This window comes from Modestobacter sp. VKM Ac-2983 (assembly GCF_026967885.1).
GTDB lineage: Bacteria > Actinomycetota > Actinomycetes > Mycobacteriales > Geodermatophilaceae > Modestobacter.
The window spans coordinates 97138-114985 of the sequence record NZ_JAPVBK010000006.1; the positions used below are offsets into that span (position 1 = coordinate 97138).

A 17848-nucleotide genomic window follows, 5' to 3' on the forward strand; every position below is an offset into this window, starting at 1 on the left:
ATCCCCGCATGCCGCGGACCCGGTCCCTGCCCCTCGCGCTGTGCGCCAGCATCTCATCACTGGGGCTCGTCGCCGGCTGCGGCGCGGACGGCGGCGCGGCGGAGGATGAGGCGGAGGTGTCGGTCGGGCCCGCGGTGCCGGCGTACGCCAGCCGCCCCGACCTGACCGCTCCCGACATCGAGGTCACCACGGCGGCAGCCGCACCGGCGGCGGACGGGTCGGTGGTCCTGCTCGGACCGAAGAGCGAGGGCGCGCCGCTCAACGGGGTGCTGATCGTCGACGAGACGGGCGAGCCGATCTGGATCCACCCGACCGAGAGCCGCAGCTACGACGTCCGCGTGCAGGAGCTCGACGGCGAGCCGGTGCTGACCTGGTGGCAGGGCACCAGCCCGGTGGTCGGGATGGGGCTCGGGGAGTTCGTCGTCGTCGACGACTCCTACCGGGAGATCGCCACGATCACCACCGGCGGCGAGGTGGAGCCGGGGCAGGCCGACATCCACGAGGGGCGGCTCACCTCCGACGGCACCGCGCTGATCGCCGCCTACGTCAAGGAGCAGATCGACCTCACCCCGGTCGGCGGCCCCGAGGACGGCTGGGTGTGGGACAACGCCGTCCAGGAGGTCGACGTCGCGACCGGTGAGGTGCTGTTCTCCTGGCGGTCCCTGGACCACGTGCCGTTGGAGGAGACCAAGAGCGAGCTCCCGGAGGACGGCGGCACCGAGGATGCGCCGTTCGACTACTTCCACGTCAACTCGGTCGCCGAGGACGCCGACGGGTCGCTGCTGGTCTCGGCGCGGAACACCTGGGGCGTCTACGACCTCGACCGGGAGTCCGGCGAGGTGCTGTGGACCCTCGGCGGCGAGGAGAGCGACTTCGACCTGGGTGAGGGGGTGGAGTTCGCCTGGCAGCACGATGCCGAGCGGCAGGCCGACGGCACGCTGACCCTCTTCGACAACCAGTCCGAGCCGGACATCGGCCCCACCTCGCGGGGGCTGCGGCTGGAGCTGGACGAGCAGGCCCGGACCGCGACGCTGGTGACCGAGTACCTGCCGCCCGACCCCGACCGGCTCGCCGGCAGCCAGGGCAGCCTGGAGCAGCTGCCCAACGGCAACGTGTTCATCGGTTGGGGGTCGCGGCCGTACTACTCGGAGTTCACCGCCGACGGCACGCTGCTCTGGGACGCCGCACTGGGCAGCGGCGACAACTACCGCGCCTACCGGCAGCAGTGGAGCGCCACGCCGGCTGAGCCGCCGGACGCGGTGCTCGCCGACGGCGCCGTGCACGTCAGCTGGAACGGCGCGACCGAGGTCGACTCGTGGCGGCTGGTCGCCGGGGACGACGAGGTGTCGGCCGAGGCCGGGCAGCCGGTCCCGCGGTCCGGTTTCGAGACCCGGCTGCCGGTGGACGGCGACCCGGCCTACCTGGCCGTCGAGGCGCTGGACGCCGACGGGCGCGTGCTGGGCAGCACCGTGCCGACCGACTGAGGGCGACCGCTAGCGTGAACGCCCTGGGGCGGTAGCTCAGCCGGTCAGAGCATGGGACTCATAATCCCTGGGTCGTGGGTTCGAGCCCCACCCGCCCCACCCGCCCCACCGATATAAGTCCAGGTCAGCGGGCCGATCCGGGCACGTCGATCTTGACACCAGGGCGCCGTGCCCACACGGTGCCCACACTACGTACCGTGACGTCTAATTACAGAGGCCTGGTGGGCAGCGTCCATGCGTTCCGCGAGCGCCCCGAGGTCGTCGTCGAAGAGCCCGGAGTAGACGTCGAGGGTCATCGCTGCGGAGGCGTGACCGAGCATCCGCTGGACCGCCTTGACGTTCGCGCCGCTGGCCACCAGCAGGCTGCCGGAGGTCGCGCGGGCTGAGGTCCTTGAGCCCGGCGGCCATGGCCGCCGGGTCGAAGAACCGCCGCCGGAAGTTCCCCGAGCGCAGCACGGCGCCGCCCGGCGAAGTCAGGACGAGGTCGTCGGGGCCCTTGCCCTGACAGCGGCGGGACAGGGGCTCGGCGAGGATGCTCGGGATCGGCACGGTGCGTTGCTGGTGCGTCTTGGGCGCGCCGTACTCGACGGTGCCGCCGACCTCGGTAGCGCTCTCGGCGACCGCCACCGGTAGTAGGGCTGGCGGGCGATTTTGAGGACCCGGCACGTCACCGCGACGAGGATCCCGTCGACCGCGAGCCAGGACGAGCGGGTAGGTCCTTTCCCGGCAGGTTGGCCTGGGACAGGTACGCCACAGTCCGGCGCAGAACTTCGTTCTCCTGCTCGAGTAGCGGATCCGCTTGCGGGCCGGCGAAGGTCCGCGTTCTCCGCAGCGGTCGTCCTGGGCTTGACTCCGTCTGCGACGTCGGTGGCCTTCATCCAGTTCGCCAGACACGACTCGCTGATCCCAACATCGGCTGCGATCTGCTTCAAAGGTGAACATCCTTCCAGCGGCACCCCTTCGGCACGTGAACATCGCTGTACAGGGGGTGTCATCGTCGTCAGAAAGGGGTCGCGATGGACCCCGCGGGAAAGTGGATCGCTGCCGACACCCGCGGCCGTGGAACCGGCCAGTTCACTGTGCCGGGCTGAGCTTGGTGGCCCTTTACGCCGCCTCGCTGCCAGCAGTCGACGCTGGAGCCCCGCACTCAGTCGGCGGATAGCATCCGAGCATGGCGACATGGGGGATCCACAACAACCAGCCGGCGATTGACCCTCGGGTGGACAAGGCAGTGCGCATTGGTTGGGACGAGGTTGGCGACCTGTCGACTATCGCGCCAACCCGGGACGCGTTCAAGGCAGCACTGGTCACGAAGATGCCGGAGATCAGCGACGAGAAGATCCCTAGCCACGCCGGGACTCTGTACCGATTCGTGCACACCATGGAGATCGGCGACGTGGTCGTGTGCCCGGACCGCGCCACCAACACTCTGGACATCGGCCGGGTATCAGGTCCCTACGAGTTCCATCCCGAGAGCGACGTCCACAAACATTGGCGCCCCGTGACGTGGGTACGGACAGGCGTCCCGCGCAGCGAACTCTCCGAGGCGGCGCAGGAAGAGATCAGCTCTGCCACCACGCTCTTCACCGTCAAGACCGCTGAGGACGAGCTCGAGCATCTGCTGACGACTCCCCAGCCAAGCGGCACACCCGACTACTCGTGGGCCGACTTCTACCCCCGCCTCGCCGACGCTCTGCTGACCTACCATGACGACCACGGCGCGCTGCTCGCCAAGATGTGGGCAGTGGCCAGCGCATCCGGGCGCCCCCAGCTCTTCAAGTACCTCCGGTCTGATCGCCTTACCGACGGCACGCGCGGGCCGCTCCGAGACGTCGACCCTTTCACCGTGCTCGGCTCCTTCAACCGGGGCATCAAGCAGGAGGCACGTGCGCGCATTGCGGAGGCGTACGGCCAAGCGCTTGACGTGGCCCCTCCGTACCCGCGCTCCTTCGCCGGTGTGCCAGTGGTGAACAACCTTAACTCCTGGTTCATCCCCTGGGAGATCGAGCGTGGCGATCGCGCTGTCGCCTCGTTGTGGGAACTGGCCCGCGCCGCAGTCGACTACGCAGCGGAGGCGAACGAGGAGACGCGCGAGCGGCTGGTCGCAGCGTTCGATGTATGCGCCCACGGCGGTACCCGCAAGCTCACGATGGGCATCTACTGGATCAGACCACAGACTTTCGCCGCCTACGACTCCACCAACACTGCGTTCTTCAAGAAAGAGTTCCCGGAGCTCGCCGCCAGACTGTCACTCAACGCCACTATCGACGGAGAGCAGTTCCTCGCCAATACCGAGGCGGTCGCGGCCTGGCTGGCCGACGCCAACTCGCCGTATAACTCCTTCCCCGAGCTTTCGCAGGCTGCCTACAACGACCTCACTTCCGTCACGGCGCCGCTGGACCCGGACACACTGATAGACGATCCAGTGCCGCTCGCGACCGACGCAGTGGTCGGAGTGCCCGGCGAGACGTACGACGTCAACTCAATCCGCGACGATGGCTGCTTTGTCCCCGCAGCCGAGCTAGAGCCGATGCTCGAGCGACTCCGTAGCCGTAAGAACATCATTCTTCAAGGGCCACCAGGTACTGGCAAAACATGGCTGGGACGCCGACTGGCGTGGGCATTGTGCAACGAGCGCGGCAGCAAGCGGGTCCACGTTCTTCAGTTCCACCCGTCGCTCACCTACGAGGACTTCGTGCGGGGCTGGCGCCCCTCCAGCAACTCAGGGCTCGTACTGTCTGACGGTCCGTTCTTAGACATGTGCACGAAGGCGAGGGCCGACCCCGAGCACCTTCACGTCCTCGTGATCGAGGAAGTCAACCGAGGTAATCCCGCTCAGGTGTTCGGGGAACTGCTGACGCTCATCGAGGCTGACAAACGCGCTCCTGAGCAAGCAATGAGCCTCGCCTACCCTCGCCCCGACGAGGAGGCCTTCTTCGTCCCGAAGAACCTCTATCTCATCGGGACCATGAACGTCGCTGACCGCTCCCTGGCCATCGTGGACATGGCCCTGCGGCGCAGGTTCGCCTTCATCGAGCTCAAACCGTTGTTCGGCGAGGACTGGGTGGAACACGTCAGCGGACTCGGGTACGACCGCGAGCTACTCGAGAAGTACAGCGAGCAGCTTGATGTGTTGAACGATGCAATCACGAAGGACAGCGCCCTCGGACGTCAGTACTGCGTTGGTCACAGCTATTTCACACCCACAGTCGCCCTCGAGACCGGACTGACCACGGACGCGTGGTGGCGCCGCGTAGTCGACACCGACGTCCGCCCGCTGCTCGAGGAGTACTGGTTTGACCGGCCGGAGCTGGCTGAGACCGCGTGCCAGAAGCTGCTGGGGTCGTGACACTCCAGATCCCCATCCGCAATGTTTGGTTGCTCCAGCTCTATGCGTCATCGCTCTACCGCAGTGATGGCGCCGGCCTCGCCGCCGCTGAGGACGATCCCGAGACGCTCCCGGACCTAGTCGCGAGGATCCTGGCCGACGAGGTTACGGTGCGGCTCCACACTGGACTCTCGGTCGGTTTTAGTCGGACGACGCGGGCCGTCACGCGAGTCCGGGGACGTATCAACGTCCTAGCGACCGAGCGCCGTCAACTGCTCAGCCGAGGTCAGATCAGCTGCACCTTCGATGAGGTCGTCACCGACACGCCGGCCAATCGTCTCGCGAAGGCAGCGCTCGAAAAGGCGGCCGCGCTAGTACCGCAGCAGCCGCGTTACCGGTCCCTAGCCCTCCAGATGGGAGCCGCCGGGGTTCGCGCTCCCTGTCCGCCGCTCGGCGCAGCGTCAGCAATGCAGCGAGAGCGACTGCTCGCCCGTGACCGAAAGATGCTTGCGGCGGCGGAGCTCCTGCTAACCCTGACGATCCCGACAACCGACGCCGGCACCAAGATGCTGCCCCTCCCCTTCCTCGGCGACCACTATCTCCGCCACCTGTTCGAGCATGCGGCGTACGGCTTCTACCGTCACCGAATGGCTCCCCAGGGCTGGGACGTGCAACACGGTAAGCGGCTCTATTGGGACATCACGCGCGCGTCCCCGGGGATCGCAGCCATCCTGCCTGGGATGTTGCTCGACATCCGGCTACGTCACCCTGACCCGTCAGGAGCGGGACCAAGACAGATTGTCATCGACACCAAGTTCACGTCGGTGACCAAGCCGAATCAGTTCGGCAAGGAGGCGCTGTCGAGCAACTACGCCTACCAGATCTACGCCTACCTGATGTCCCAGGACGCCCACGAGGTGGGGCCGAAGTCGGAGGGACTGATGCTCCACCCCGTCGTCGACGGCAACCTCGACGAGGAGGTCGTAATCCAAGGGCACCGGATTCGGTTCGCCACCGTCGACCTCACCGCGAACCCGGGGGCGATGGCTGACCAGTTCCTCAGGGCCGTGCGGGAGTACGTTCCTTCCTGAGCGGAGCCCGTCCAGCGGGCGGATTTGAGCGACCAACCACGCCTGCTGTGGCACCTTTTTCTATAGGACGCAGACCTGCTCCTGCCCGCCCACCGTTACGTCTTGTTACGGACGCCTCGTGGGCGGCGTCCATGCGATCGGCAAGCGCGCCGAGGTCGTCGTCGAAGAGCCCGGAGTAGACGTCGAGGGTCATCGCTGCGGAGGCGTGACCGAGCATCCGCTGGACCGCCTTGACGTTCGCGCCGCTGGCCACCAGCAGGCTGGCGGCGGTGTGCCGGAGGTCGTGCGGGCTGAGGTCCTTGAGCCCGGCGGCCATGGCCGCCGGGTCGAAGAACCGCCGCCGGAAGTTCCCCGAGCGCAGGACGGCGCCGCCCGGCGAAGTCAGGACGAGGTCGTCCGGGCCCTTGCCCTGACAGCGGCGGGACAGGGGCTCGACGAGGATGCTCGGGATCGGCACGGTGCGCTGCTGGTGCGTCTTGGGCGCTCCGTACTCGACGGTGCCGCCGACCTCCGTGGCGCTCTCGGCGACGGTGAGCCGCTTGCGGAGGAAATCGACCCGGCGGACCCGTAGGGCGGCCATCTCGCCGAACCGGAGGCCGGTGTACGCCAGCAGGCGGACGACGTCGCCGTACTCCCCCGCTGCATCCGCCAGCCGCTCCACCTCGATGCGGGTGAGGAACCGGGGATCGGCGCGCCGGGCCCTGGGCAGCGGCACACCGGATGCCGGGTTGCGCGGAATGCGCCCGTCGCGGACGGCGAGGATCAGGACGAGTGCGAGGACACGGTGCGCCTGCCGCACCGTCGCCGGCGCGAGGCCGCCGGCGACGAGTTGGGCCACCCACGCGGCGACCTCGGCATGGGTGACGTCGGCCAGCCGGTGCCGACCCCAGCGCGGCAGGATCTGGACGCGCAGCAGCGACCGGTAGCGGTAGAGCGTGCTGGGCTTCAGCCCGGTCTGCGCGGCGAGCCACTGCTCTGCCCAGACATCGACGGTGACCCGGCCACGCTCCGGCGCCGTCCAGGTCTGCGTGACGATCGCCGACGTCTGCTCGTCGAGCCATCGTTGGGCGTCGACCTTGCGCACGAATCGCTTCTCGTGCTGCCGCCCACGAGCATCGCGGTACCGCGACCGGTACCGCTTGCTGCCGTCGCTGAGCACGTCCACGGTGATGCTGCCGGCCATCAGTCGACCGTGCCCACGACGGCTCCCCGGGTCAACGCCGTCTCGAGTCTCTGGGGAGGCCGGCACGCCTGTGGACGACGCCCGCTCATCGACGGTCGAGGGCCTGGGCGTGCTGTTGCGCGATCCAGGCGTGGAGGTCGTCGGTGCGGTACAGGACGCGGCGGCCGAGGCGGAAGCTGCGGGGGCCGGTGCCCAGGTGTCGCCAGTACCGCAGGGTGGCGACCGGCGCGCGAAGAGGGTCGGCCGCTTCGGTGACGGTGAGCAGCTCGGGTTCGCGGCCGGCGGGATGGTCGGTCATGGTCGGCTCCGGTCGTGGTCGGATGGGCTGGGCCCCGTCACCTGTAGAAGGCGCCAAACGAAGCCCATTGGTGACAGCCGACCGCAAGATCCTGCCGGGTTTCTCCAGTTGGTCTGCAGTTCTCCGGGGCGCTGCTCATCGCCCGAGGCCGGGGGACGAGCCGCCCCGGGTGAGAGAGGGGCCGCGGCGCTCGGACTCCGGCCGCGGTACGCCGGGGTCGACGGCGGCTGGTCGCGGGGCTGCCGGGAACTGGGAGGGATCGGCGTCTCGGGCGCGCCAGGCGTTGCGTTCTGCGATGAGCCGATCGGCGGGCTGGTCGCGCAGGGTCGGGTTGGCCAACAGCGCGGCGATGCGTTCCCGCGCGCCGGCCAGCTCGTGTTCGGCGGCCGCGATGCCCCGGTCGACGTCGCTCAGCCGCTCGGCAGGGCCCGGACTGCAGCCGAGCACGCCCACCCGGGTGAGCTTCTGGGCGGCCTGAAGGGCGACGACAGCGCGCAGCGTGTCGTGCTGAGGCTGAAGGCTGTCCAGCCGATCCAGGCAGCGCTGCTCGACCGTCCACGCCTCGCGCAGCTCGGCGAGCACCTGGTCGAGCGGGCGAGGCTGGGCGTAGCGGGCGGCTTCGGCGGCGGCGAGCTGCGCGGCGTGGCCGGGGCCCAGGTCGGCGCGGTCGCGGCCGAACACCGCTATCCACTGCTGCCGCGCCTCGGCCAGGTCGGCGGCCACCAGGTGCGCGGTGTTCGCGGTGCGGCCGCGGGTCATGCCCACGTAGGCTGACGCGGCGCCGGTGTGCTCGCCGATCACCACATGGGCCGTGGTGACCGTGTCGCCCTGCACCCCGTACGCGGTGCTGGCGTAGGCCAGCTCGACGTGGGCGGTGACGTAGCCGGCGGGCAGCACCCGCTCCCCCGCTCCGGCCGGGGTGACACCCGGGGTGACATCGGCCGGAACGGCGCGGGTCGGGGTGACATCGGCCGGGACGACGGCCAGCGCCCCGGACGAACCGACGGCGGTGACGGTCCAGACATTCCGGTTGGCCACGCCCAGTACTCGGTCGTTGCGGCGGGTGGCGATCCGGTCCCCGGCACCGATCCGCTGCCCCGCCCCAGTGACCGCGACCCGCGTGTCTTCGACCCGGCCGTCGGCGACCAGCCGCTCCCGGATCGCGGCGCCCAGCTCGGCGGCCTGCTCGCGGGTGTCCACCACGATCGCTGTCTGCTCGCCTCGGCGGTGAAGCTCTGCGGCCAGGGCGGCCAGCGCCTCCCGCAGCGCAGCGGCGTCGGCGTGCAGGCGGACATAGCCGCGGGCGGCCAGCGCGTCGAACGCCCCGTCGGGATCCGCGCCGTCGCGCATGGCCAGGGTCAGGTCGGCGTACTCAGTGTCGGGCACCGTCTGCCCGGCCTGGTCGGTGCGGGTGAAGCGGTGTACCCGGTAGAGGGTGACGTGCGCGGCCGGTTCGACCCGGCGCACGGCGAGGTCCAGTACCCCGCCGCGGCCGACGGCGGCGATCTGGTGACGATCACCGAGCAGGGTCACCCGGACGTCGTGCTCGTCGGCGACGACCAGCAGGGCTCGGGCGGTGTCCTGGTCGAGCATCCCGGCCTCGTCGACGACCAGGATGTCCCCCGGCCGCAGCCGCGCGTTCTTCCCAGGTCCGGCATAGAGCTGGCCGGTGGCCGGGTCGGCCTCACCGGGGGTCAACCTGGTCCAGGCGCCGTCGTCGGTCCAGCGCCAGCCGTGCTGGAAGGCCAGCCAGGCCGCCGAGCCGGCGGTGGCGCCGACCTCGGCGGCGGCGACCCTGGCCGCCTTCAGGGTGGGGGTGACCACCGTCAGCCGCCGCCCCTGGTCCTCCAGTCGTCGTCGGGCCGCGGCCAGGGTGGTGGTCTTGCCCGCGCCGGCCGCGCCCTCCACCACCACCAGCGGCCGGTTCCCGGCGAGCGCGGCCGCGGTAGCGGCCTGTCCGGGGTCCAGCCGCTCCATACCGGCGACCCAGTCCGGTCGCAGGTCGGCAAGTGCACCGTGGTGGGTGCCGCGGGCGGCGAGGCGGGCGACCATGTCGGCCTCGACCTCCAGCACCGCCGGAGAGGTCCAGGCCCGGACGTGCTCGGGCACCCCGTCGCGCGCCAGCAGCGGAAGGCAGCGGGCCAGAGCGCGGGCAGTGAGGTCCTCGGCCAACTCGTTACGGACCGCGGCCTCGGCGACGACGGCCGCGGCGGCAATCAGCCGTTCGGCCTCGCCGCGCAGGTCGGCGGCGTTCCAGGCCGAGCGGCCGGCAGCCAGCCGGGTGAGGATCTGGTCGGCGGCGCGGTCGCGGTCCAAGACACCGACCGGGGTGGGCCGCAACTGGACCGGTCGGTCGGGATCGCGGTAGCCGAGGGCGGCCAGCTCACCCCGCCAGCGCACGGTGAGGTCGGCCCCCGAACGCGGCGTGACCTTGTCCGGGCGGCCGTCGGCCCATGCGCGGGCGTCCCACGCCCGCCGCAGAGCCGGCCCCGGGAATTCGCCGGGGTGCGCGGCCATCCAGTCGCGTTCGTAGCGATCGAGATTGCGCCCGATCTGCGCCGCCCGCGCGCTGAACGGACCGACATACCTGGCGAACTCCAGTATTTCTCCAGTCGCATTCAGGGTGTAGCGGTGGGCGGCCAGCGCGGCGCGGAATTGCGGGTCGCAGGCGACCGCGGCGTGCCCGATTCCGTTGATCGCGGCGAGGAAGTCGCGGACGCCGACGGTGTGCAGCCCGCGCCATTGTTCGGCGGCGAACACTCGTGCGTTGAGTTGCAGGTGAAGATGCCGGTGCGGATCTCCGGCGCGGGAGGTGTAGTGCCGCACCGCCACCGCCTCCAGGACGTCGAGCGGCACCTGCACCTGCCCACCGCGCGGGCCGACCCGCGTGGTGGCATGCCCGGAGAGCCAGCTGATGATCTCGACCGCTGCGCGGTCTTGGGCGGCGTCGTAGGCGGCGGCGACGTCCGGGTGCACCGCGGCGGCCAGGGACCAGGACTTCGGGCCGTTGACCACAGCCTCGACGAACCGTACGGCCCGCTCGTCGGTACGCAGCCGCCCGCGCGGCGCGCCGGTGTCCGGGTCCCGCCCGGCAACCCACCTCTCGTAGCCGTCGCCGGTGAGCGGTAAGAGCTCCTCCAGCCGCCCGGCGGTGGCCGTGAAGCGGCGGGCCAGGCCGGTGCCCTCGGCCAGGTAGTAGTCATCAGCGCGGCCGCGGTCGGCCTCCAGGTACGCCCGGGCGGCCGCCGGCGGACCGGCGTACACCTTTATCCCGCCATGCATTTCCAACGCCATTCGACAATGACCAACACGTCACCCCTAGAAACGACGATGGGCCCCGCGAGGCGGGGCCCGGACTACCTCTATTGGTAGCATGCGTGCCGCATTCTTTCACAGCTTATATCGGCCCTCGTACAGTCTCACTAAGGCGCAGACGGGGCGACGGGTGTGCATGCAGTTGATAGTTTTTTGCAGCCGTCGACTGCGATACTGGGTACACGCCGCTGATCGGGGGGTCGACGACACCAGACTCGATGAGCGGCAGCAGTTCGCGCCACTGCTGCCCGACGTACCCGGGGTGGTTCTGCCAGAACTCCTCCAAGGCGGCACCCAGCACGGTGGTGTCGGTCAGCAGCAGCCGGTTGACCTTCACGGTGGGGATCTGCCGGCCGGCGAAGCCCAGGACCACGACCCGGGCCTCGGTGGCCAGTGACCGCAGAGAGTCGGTGAAGCGGTCGCCGCCGACTGGGTCCACGATGACGTCCACCCCCCTCCCGCCGGTCAGTTCGCGTGCGGCGCCCAGGAAACCCTCGACCGGGAGGGTCCCGTGCGCCCCCGCCGCCTGGGCGACCTCGGCCTTGGCCCCGCTGGACGCGACGGCGAGCACCGGCGCCCCGTGCGCCGCGGCGAGCTGGCAGGCGGCGGTGCCCAGGCCGCCGGCGGCGCCCCGGCGAGCAGGCGGGCCCGGCGGTGCAGCGCGAAGTGGCGGTCAGGTAGTTCAGCGGGATCGCCGCACCTCGTTCGGACACCTCGTGGCCGTTCTCCCGGGGCCCACGTGCGCATCGCTCCGGCGTCCTTGCGGCCAGAAGATCGAGACCCGGCGCCAGTGGATCGACGACTCGAGGCAACTCCGCGCGGAATGCTGACCTTCCGGCCGGCGTCACATAGGTGGCTCGTCAGCCGGCCAGTCGGACGCAGTCCGGGCACTCCCCGGCGCCGGCGACCCGGTGCACCGGGTACCGGGTGGCGTCCTGCCCGGTCGATGGCTGCTGCTTGCACACGGTGATACCGGGAGACCCCGGCCTCTGGGCGTGGGTCGTCGTGGTGATGCCGGAGGTCGGGATACGGCGGTCCAGGTCGTGCTGCCATGTATCGGTCTCGACGGACAGGTAGGGGTCGTTCGGCGTCGCACCGGCGGTGCTGTTCATGGCGGTCTCCACGTTTGGGGGATGTGTCGCGGGGACCGTATGAGCCGACCGCGGTCAACGTCGCGCCCTCGACCAAACTTTTTCGCAAGCTGAGCAGCCGCCTGCGCCCGAGCCTCGTCGCCGGCATGCAGCCGGTGGAAGCAAGCAAAGCCGGCCCCGACGGGAAGGCTGGGCGCCACCGGACACCTTTGGCGGTGCTGTTGGAGCGCTCGCCCAGGTGCCGGTAGGCGGTCGCGCGTCCCACGCCGAGCGCCGAAGCTAGCTCGGCCGGCTTCACCCCCGCCGCGTGCATGCGCTCGCCCTCTGCCTGCGCGCGCCGTCCCTGGCACTCTGCTCAGCGAACGGGTCGGGTCCTCCGGCCGGAGATCGTGATCCACCGCGTCCGACCGGACGCATCGGCCATCCGCTCCGTACCAGGCCCGATCCGCCGTGCCAGGCTGTGACGATGGTGACGGAAGAACTGTTCCACGGCGTCGAGCTGGCGAAATTCATCGAGAGCAGGTGGACGACACTCGAACGGCTGCTGAACCTGGCATCAGAGGCAGAACTAGCCTCCCCAACAGCGATCATCGACCCCCAGGTGAACGTCCAGTTCCCCGCGCTCGATCGGTCAAAGACCACCTTCCCCATGTCAGTGCAGTCCGGCCGAGCTCACGTCACCTGCCGCATCCCGTTCAGCGGCAACTGGCAGTTCCTCGAGATGCCGGTCCGCACGGGCGGCCAGCACCCGGTCATCCCCGGCAAACTGGTCGGCCCAGGCCGCTTCGACTCGGCCAAGACCCTGATCGAGATGAAGCAGGACTTCGCGGCCGATGTCGACCCGGAGCAGATCAAAGACTGGGCCAGCAAGCGCGCCGACCAGATCGACAGCGAGTTGGCACTGTTGCGCCCTGTGGTGGAGGAGGCACTGGAGCGCCTCCGTGCTCGAGCGGAGAAGTTCGCCGCCGAGCGCCTCGATGCCCTGCAGACAAAGCGTCGGCTCACCGATGGCCTCGAGGGAGGCATTTGACACCGCGCTGCGGGTCTTCGGGTGAGTCCCGACCGCGTCGCCGGAGCAAGTGACCTCTGCCCAGCATCAGGACGACCTCAAAGCCGTCTCCGCACTGCAGCAGCTCGACCAACTGAGCGGCTCGCCAGCGGTGACTGCCCGCCTCGATGACTACTTCCAGGACGCACTGGCGCGGGAGGTCAAGTGAGCTCGGTACGCCTACGTGGACGGCGAGATCGTCCCCGAGAGGGTGCAGGAAATCCTGGACGTGGCGTTGGGCACCGGGTCGATTCCTGACGACATGTTCGACGACTTCACTGGAGTCGGACGGCGAGACGACACCGGCAGATTAAGGACGTATCTACGGGTTCTTGCTGTCGGACCCTCGTCCTACTCTCCGGGCATGGCGACAACGGACGTGGTTCCGACCGATCCGGCGAGTGACCCGATCCCGTGGACCGACGTCCTCTCCGCCTGGAGCGCCCTTGGCGCTGCGATCTTCGGGGGGCTCACCCTGCTCGTCGCCCTCATCGCGGCGTACTACGCCAAGGGGCAGCTGGACGGCCTCCGCCGTTCGCTGACCGTCGCCAGCGGCCAGCTGACCGTGGCCAGCGACCAGCTGGAAGAGGCGCGAACGCTGCGCCGCGAGCAGGCCCAGCCCTACGTCGTGATGTCCGCCGTGCCCAACCAGGCCATGCCGGAGTTCATCGAGGTCGTGATCCAGAACCTCGGCACCACCGGCGCACGGGACGTCATCATCTCCTGCACACCTCCGCTTGTCCGCACTGACCAGGAGGACAGAGCTCAGGAGGTGAAGCTCCCAGGGACCATCCCGTTCTTGGCTCCGGGCCAGGAGTGGCGCACGTTCTGGGACCAGGGGCGGGAGCGGAGCGAGGAGAGGTACGACCACCTCCCGACCCGGCACGATGTGTCGATCACCTACACCGACTCGTTTGACGAGGTCCACACCACTCCTTCGGTGTTGGACTGGGGCGTCTTCACGTCGCGTCAGTGGATGGTCGAGAAGGGCGTTCACCAGGCCGTGGGACACCTAGAGAAGATCTCGAAGGACCTCCACAAGTTGGCGGTCCCCCAGCAGATGACGAAGGTGGCCGTCTACGACGGCCCTCAGGTCGACCAGAAGCGCGCCGATGCCTACGCGGATCGCCTCCGCCGCCACGAGGAGTTAACCGCCAGGCTCCTCCCGACCGCGGTCAACCAGCCCGCCGAACAGGGAGACGAGCGCTCCGACGCGGAGCCCACCCCATGACCCTCGGGGCTCTGCCGGCGACGATCACCGGCGTCCTACCGCCTGTCCGACCCGCTCCGCTGGAGCGCCTGCCGGGGTCGGCGGAGGACGAAGTCGGACCAATTTCGACCGACGCGCGGCCACGGAGTTGTCCCGGCGACGCTGATGGGACCGTAGTCAGCCTCGGTGGCTCAGTCGGTGCTCCGGCGAAGCGGGGCGCGATCGCGATGATCAGGTCGATCGTCTTGGCAATCAGGCCCTGAGTGACGGCTCGTGACTGAGCCCCTCGAGCAGCATGACCGTTCAATCAGCGGGCCTCGTCCGCCTGCGGCTTGGGGCGGGCAATGACGCATAGAGACAAGGCGGCGTGCAGCAGCGTGGCGGCGAGCCCAGGGCCGGGGTCGCCGATGAAGCCGTGCAGCATCTGGTTGCGCAGGTTGAGCCCGGCCGGGTGACGAAGCAAGGCGGACAGGAAGCGGGTCTGGGACTCCTTCAGGTCGTACTCCTCGTGCAAGATTGGCAGGAGCTGCCCGAGCCCGGCGTACTGGCCGGGCTTGTGCTCGCGTTGCAGCCGGTACACGCCGCGGGCGGTCGCCAGGACCAGACCCCGGACGACCGACTCGATCCTCGGCAGGACGGTGTAGGCGGCGCCCTCGCTGTCGCCGGCCCAGTAGCGCAGCAGCGCTCTGGCCAGTGCGGGCGCAAGGGGGCCGTCGACGGCGGGCCACTCGGCAAGAAACTTAGTGATGTCCTGCAGGTCTGGGAGCCCATGCACGCGAGGGATTTCGTGGAGGGCGGCGGCGAGGACTGGGAGCCACTGTCCGATGAGGTCGGTCTCCCACTGGACCAGATCCAGGTCAAACCGGTCCTCCTCGCTGGTGCCGGTGTAGGCGGGCAGGCCGTCCGGACCGAGGAGCTGGGTGGGGAAGAGTGCGCTGAGGGGGTGCTCGGCGTGGCGGCGCCTGACCAGCTCGCGGTTGCGCTCGGTGTCGCCGCTGAGCGGCGAAGCGAGGGCGAACGTGATGAGCGCCTGCTGCCAGGAGTCGCCGACGGACAGCGCCGTGACCTGCCGCTCGAACTCCTCCTCGTAGCGGCGCGACGTGGCGGTGAACGACATGAGCCCGAGGTCGTCGTGCCGGACCGTCTGGAGTGCGGCGGCGGCGTCTTGCCGGAGCTCCTTGTCACCGGACGCCTCCGCGAGACCCAGAGCCTGCTGGAGCCGCACCGCACGTAGAATCCCGGACGAGGCGGCCGCCGCCTCCTCGGTGAACGCCGCGACCCGTCGTCGCCATACCTGCCTGCGGGCCTCGTCGTCCGAGCAGCGCTCCAGCATCAGCACCAGCGCGCCGTCCTTACGGTTGGCGTCGGGCCAGGCCGCGGCCGCCCGTTCCAGCAGCTCGTCGACCTCTGGTGGGCAGTCCGGTTCACCCACCAGGTGCCGGAGCCCCCGTGTGACGATCCCGGCAGGCGGGTCGTCCTCCTCCAGGCGACGCGCCACGAGGGTGCACATCCCGGTCAGCGACTCGGCCGTGAGGTCTCGGTCCCCGGTCGCCCGGGCGAGTCTGGTGGCGGCGGTCAGATCCTGCACGGCGTCCAGGCCCCGTTCCCAGTCCTGCGCCGAGGCGATGTACGCCGCCGCGGCGGACTGGGCGTGCTCCCGTCGGGCCGGTCCGCCACGTTCGAACAGCAGGTGGTGCAGACGGGCCCGCGCCGGTGGCTGTGTCACCAGACTGAGCAGGGCCCGCCACACCTCGGCGACGGGCTCCGGCACGTCAGCTGGCGCCGGCGGGTCGGCTCCCTCGTCATGCTCGTGCGTCGGCGCGAGCCGCACTCGGCGTCGGCCCTGCGCGTCGACCGTCTCAACGTGGTACTCCAGCGCCCATACCGTCGCCCGCTCCGCGCAGGGCAAGTCGTCAGGCAGTTCGTCGAGCAGCGACAACCCGAGGGCCTCCCGGGCCTCCAGCGCCATCAGGTACTTGGACCGCTCCCGCGACGCACGGTCCAAGGCCGCCGCGAGCGGTACCAGGTCTCCCGCCTCGTCCGGAGCGTCAGCAGCAGGCTCCAGGTCGGACATCCGCCAAGCATGCCTCCGGTTGGGCGCTGACGCCCATGTCGACATCGGTCCTCGCATCAGGCGGGATAACGCAGGGAACCCCGTGCACTGGCTACCGTGACGCGGTGCCCGTGGAGCGCTCCGAGCTGCAGCTGGTCTGGCCGCCAGCCCTGTTCGCCGCCGAGGCCATCGCGCTGCTCGAGGCCGGGCAGGACGATGAGGACACTCTGGGCTGGCTGCTGGCCGAGGCCTTCCACGGCGACCGCGGCTACCGGCTGTTCGTCGAGTACCACCGCGCCAAGACAATGACGGCCGTCGCGGCGGCACTAGAGAACATCCGCGCCGCCCAGCAAGGCCAGCTCGACGTCGTCAGAAGCAACCGCGCCGTCGATCCGGCCGTGGAGCTGGTCGCCGAGCTGATCCGCGACGCCGAGGCGCTGCCCCGATACCGGCCCAAGCGCTACTACTCGCAGCGCCATCGGCCGCCGGAGCCCCCGGCACCACTGCGCCCGGCCACCTTGCGGGTGGCGTTCACGGTGATGATGGACGAGCTCAACACCTGCGGCTACTTCGAGGACGCCTTCGGCAGCTCGTGTACCGACGACGCCGACGATCCTGACCGAGAAGGCCAGCGCTGGCTGTCCGAGGCGCTCGAGATCGATGGCGAGCTCTGGCCGCTGGGCCGGCTTGGGGAGCCCGCTGACGTCGAGCTGACCTGGGACGACGACCTCTTCTTCGATCTCGTCGAGGCGCTCGATGAGGTGGTCGCGCGACCGCGGCGGCGGCGCTGGCACGACTATGCGAACGAGTGGGACTACGACGAGTTCGCTCGCCGTCCCGGGCAGGCGGTTTACCGCTGGCGCGTCAACGAGCTCCTCGCCCGATCGGAGGTGAACCTGCGGCTGGCCGACTCCGGTCCGGACGCCGGTCTGCTGGTGCAAGCCACCGGCGATCCGCGCGACGAGCTACTGGAGCAGGCGCTGACCACGCCCGACGCCACCGACCGCAGCGAGGTCGAGCACGCCGTGGCGCTGTTCCGAGCCCGCGGCGCCACCAGGGAGGACAAGCGCAGCGCGGTCGTCGCCCTGGCCCGGGTGCTCGAGCACCGGCGAGCGCTGCTTAAGGACAAGTTGCCTCGTAAGGACGAGGGCGCGCTGTTCCAGATCGCCAACGAGTTTGACCTGCGGCACCGCCGCCCTGGTCAGCAGGGCGACTACGGCGAGGCGTTTCTGAACTGGGTTTTCTGGTGGTACCTCGGCACCGTCGAGCTCACCGACCGGCTGCGCGCCGAGCAGGACCAAGCCTCATGACCTCCCCAGCCGGCATGCCCGATGCGGCGCCGGTCCGAGTGACCGACGCCGGTGCTGGGGACGCCGTGGCCCTGCTGCAGGCTGCGTCGACCTGCCGCACCCCGCCCACAACACCACCACGGCGAAGCCCCACCACCATCTACGTGATAACCGGACCGGCATGTCTCGTCGTACACACCCCCCGACGCTGCCCATAACCCGCCCCATCCGGCTGCCGCCGGTCGGGGGAAGGGTCGGCCGCAGGCCGATCCCGTAGGGACGCGAAGCGCCCTTCCGGCGACCAAGGGAGCCGGCACGCTGACCGTGTGGGGAGCGGCGTCTCAAGACCGTCGGGGCCACTTCTCGGAGCGATGATCCGGCGGGCCAGTCCGCACAGAGTCCGCAGACAGTCCGCAAGACGCCCACAACGAGCTATCGTCAGCCCACCGCTTCCGTCA

General features: G+C 69.9%; 14 protein-coding genes and 1 tRNA gene. 8 read left to right on the forward strand and 7 right to left on the reverse strand.

Annotated elements, in window-relative coordinates; all coding sequences use genetic code 11:
* The first annotated feature begins 8 nt into the window (after nucleotides 1-8).
* The gene (locus O2W18_RS20755) at nucleotides 9-1484 is read left to right on the forward strand and encodes an arylsulfotransferase family protein (RefSeq protein ID WP_269189315.1); all 1476 of its coding nucleotides are present in this window, start codon (nucleotides 9-11) and stop codon (nucleotides 1482-1484) included.
* A gap of 25 nt (nucleotides 1485-1509) precedes the next feature.
* A tRNA-Ile gene (locus tag O2W18_RS20760) sits at nucleotides 1510-1583 on the forward strand.
* 89 nt (nucleotides 1584-1672) lie between these two features.
* Here the strand turns inward: O2W18_RS20760 and O2W18_RS20765 are convergent.
* Nucleotides 1673-1840, reverse strand: coding sequence for a hypothetical protein (locus O2W18_RS20765; protein ID WP_269189316.1), 168 nt, complete (start codon nucleotides 1838-1840; stop codon nucleotides 1673-1675).
* Nucleotides 1841-2655: 815 nt separating this feature from the next.
* Here O2W18_RS20765 and O2W18_RS20770 point away from each other — a divergent pair.
* Nucleotides 2656-4833 carry an AAA family ATPase gene (locus O2W18_RS20770; RefSeq protein ID WP_269189317.1) on the forward strand — a complete coding sequence of 726 codons (2178 nt, stop codon included), beginning with the start codon at nucleotides 2656-2658 and terminating at the stop codon, nucleotides 4831-4833.
* The gene (locus O2W18_RS20775) at nucleotides 4830-5903 is read left to right on the forward strand and encodes a 5-methylcytosine restriction system specificity protein McrC (RefSeq protein ID WP_269189318.1); all 1074 of its coding nucleotides are present in this window, start codon (nucleotides 4830-4832) and stop codon (nucleotides 5901-5903) included. Before O2W18_RS20770 ends, O2W18_RS20775 begins: the two co-directional genes overlap by 4 nt.
* Here O2W18_RS20775 and O2W18_RS20780 read toward each other — a convergent pair.
* The 5 genes from O2W18_RS20780 to O2W18_RS20800 all read right to left on the reverse strand — a co-directional run bounded on the left by O2W18_RS20780 (nucleotide 5872) and on the right by O2W18_RS20800 (nucleotide 11811).
* Nucleotides 5872-7086, reverse strand: coding sequence for a tyrosine-type recombinase/integrase (locus O2W18_RS20780; RefSeq protein WP_269189319.1), 1215 nt, complete (start codon nucleotides 7084-7086; stop codon nucleotides 5872-5874). The genes O2W18_RS20775 and O2W18_RS20780 overlap by 32 nt on opposite strands.
* 85 nt (nucleotides 7087-7171) lie before the next feature.
* Nucleotides 7172-7384: a helix-turn-helix transcriptional regulator gene (locus O2W18_RS20785; protein ID WP_269189320.1), complete on the reverse strand. Its 213-nt coding sequence runs from the start codon at nucleotides 7382-7384 to the stop codon at nucleotides 7172-7174.
* 135 nt (nucleotides 7385-7519) lie between these two features.
* Nucleotides 7520-10654 carry a MobF family relaxase gene (gene mobF, locus O2W18_RS20790; RefSeq protein ID WP_442929156.1) on the reverse strand — a complete coding sequence of 1045 codons (3135 nt, stop codon included), beginning with the start codon at nucleotides 10652-10654 and terminating at the stop codon, nucleotides 7520-7522.
* 127 nt (nucleotides 10655-10781) lie between these two features.
* Entirely contained in the window at nucleotides 10782-11270 is a 489-nt protein-coding gene (locus O2W18_RS20795) for a zinc-binding dehydrogenase (protein ID WP_269189322.1), read from the reverse strand.
* A gap of 289 nt (nucleotides 11271-11559) precedes the next feature.
* Nucleotides 11560-11811: a hypothetical protein gene (locus O2W18_RS20800; protein ID WP_269189323.1), complete on the reverse strand. Its 252-nt coding sequence runs from the start codon at nucleotides 11809-11811 to the stop codon at nucleotides 11560-11562.
* A gap of 445 nt (nucleotides 11812-12256) precedes the next feature.
* Between O2W18_RS20800 and O2W18_RS20805 the strand changes: the two genes are divergently transcribed.
* From O2W18_RS20805 to O2W18_RS20815, 3 genes are read left to right on the forward strand one after another with little or no spacing between them, the layout of a single operon-like run.
* Nucleotides 12257-12820: a hypothetical protein gene (locus tag O2W18_RS20805; protein WP_269189324.1), complete on the forward strand. Its 564-nt coding sequence runs from the start codon at nucleotides 12257-12259 to the stop codon at nucleotides 12818-12820.
* A 49-nt stretch (nucleotides 12821-12869) separates the two neighbouring features.
* Nucleotides 12870-13007, forward strand: coding sequence for a hypothetical protein (locus O2W18_RS20810; protein ID WP_269189325.1), 138 nt, complete (start codon nucleotides 12870-12872; stop codon nucleotides 13005-13007).
* A 15-nt stretch (nucleotides 13008-13022) separates the two neighbouring features.
* Complete coding sequence (locus tag O2W18_RS20815) at nucleotides 13023-14069, forward strand: hypothetical protein (protein WP_269189326.1); 1047 nt, start codon at nucleotides 13023-13025, stop codon at nucleotides 14067-14069.
* Between the two features lie 286 nt (nucleotides 14070-14355).
* On the opposite strand, the gene O2W18_RS20820 is transcribed toward O2W18_RS20815, so the two are convergent.
* Nucleotides 14356-16122: a DUF4209 domain-containing protein gene (locus O2W18_RS20820; protein ID WP_269189327.1), complete on the reverse strand. Its 1767-nt coding sequence runs from the start codon at nucleotides 16120-16122 to the stop codon at nucleotides 14356-14358.
* Between the two features lie 104 nt (nucleotides 16123-16226).
* Between O2W18_RS20820 and O2W18_RS20825 the strand changes: the two genes are divergently transcribed.
* Nucleotides 16227-17411, forward strand: coding sequence for a hypothetical protein (locus O2W18_RS20825; protein WP_269189328.1), 1185 nt, complete (start codon nucleotides 16227-16229; stop codon nucleotides 17409-17411).
* The last annotated feature ends 437 nt before the right edge of the window (nucleotides 17412-17848 follow it).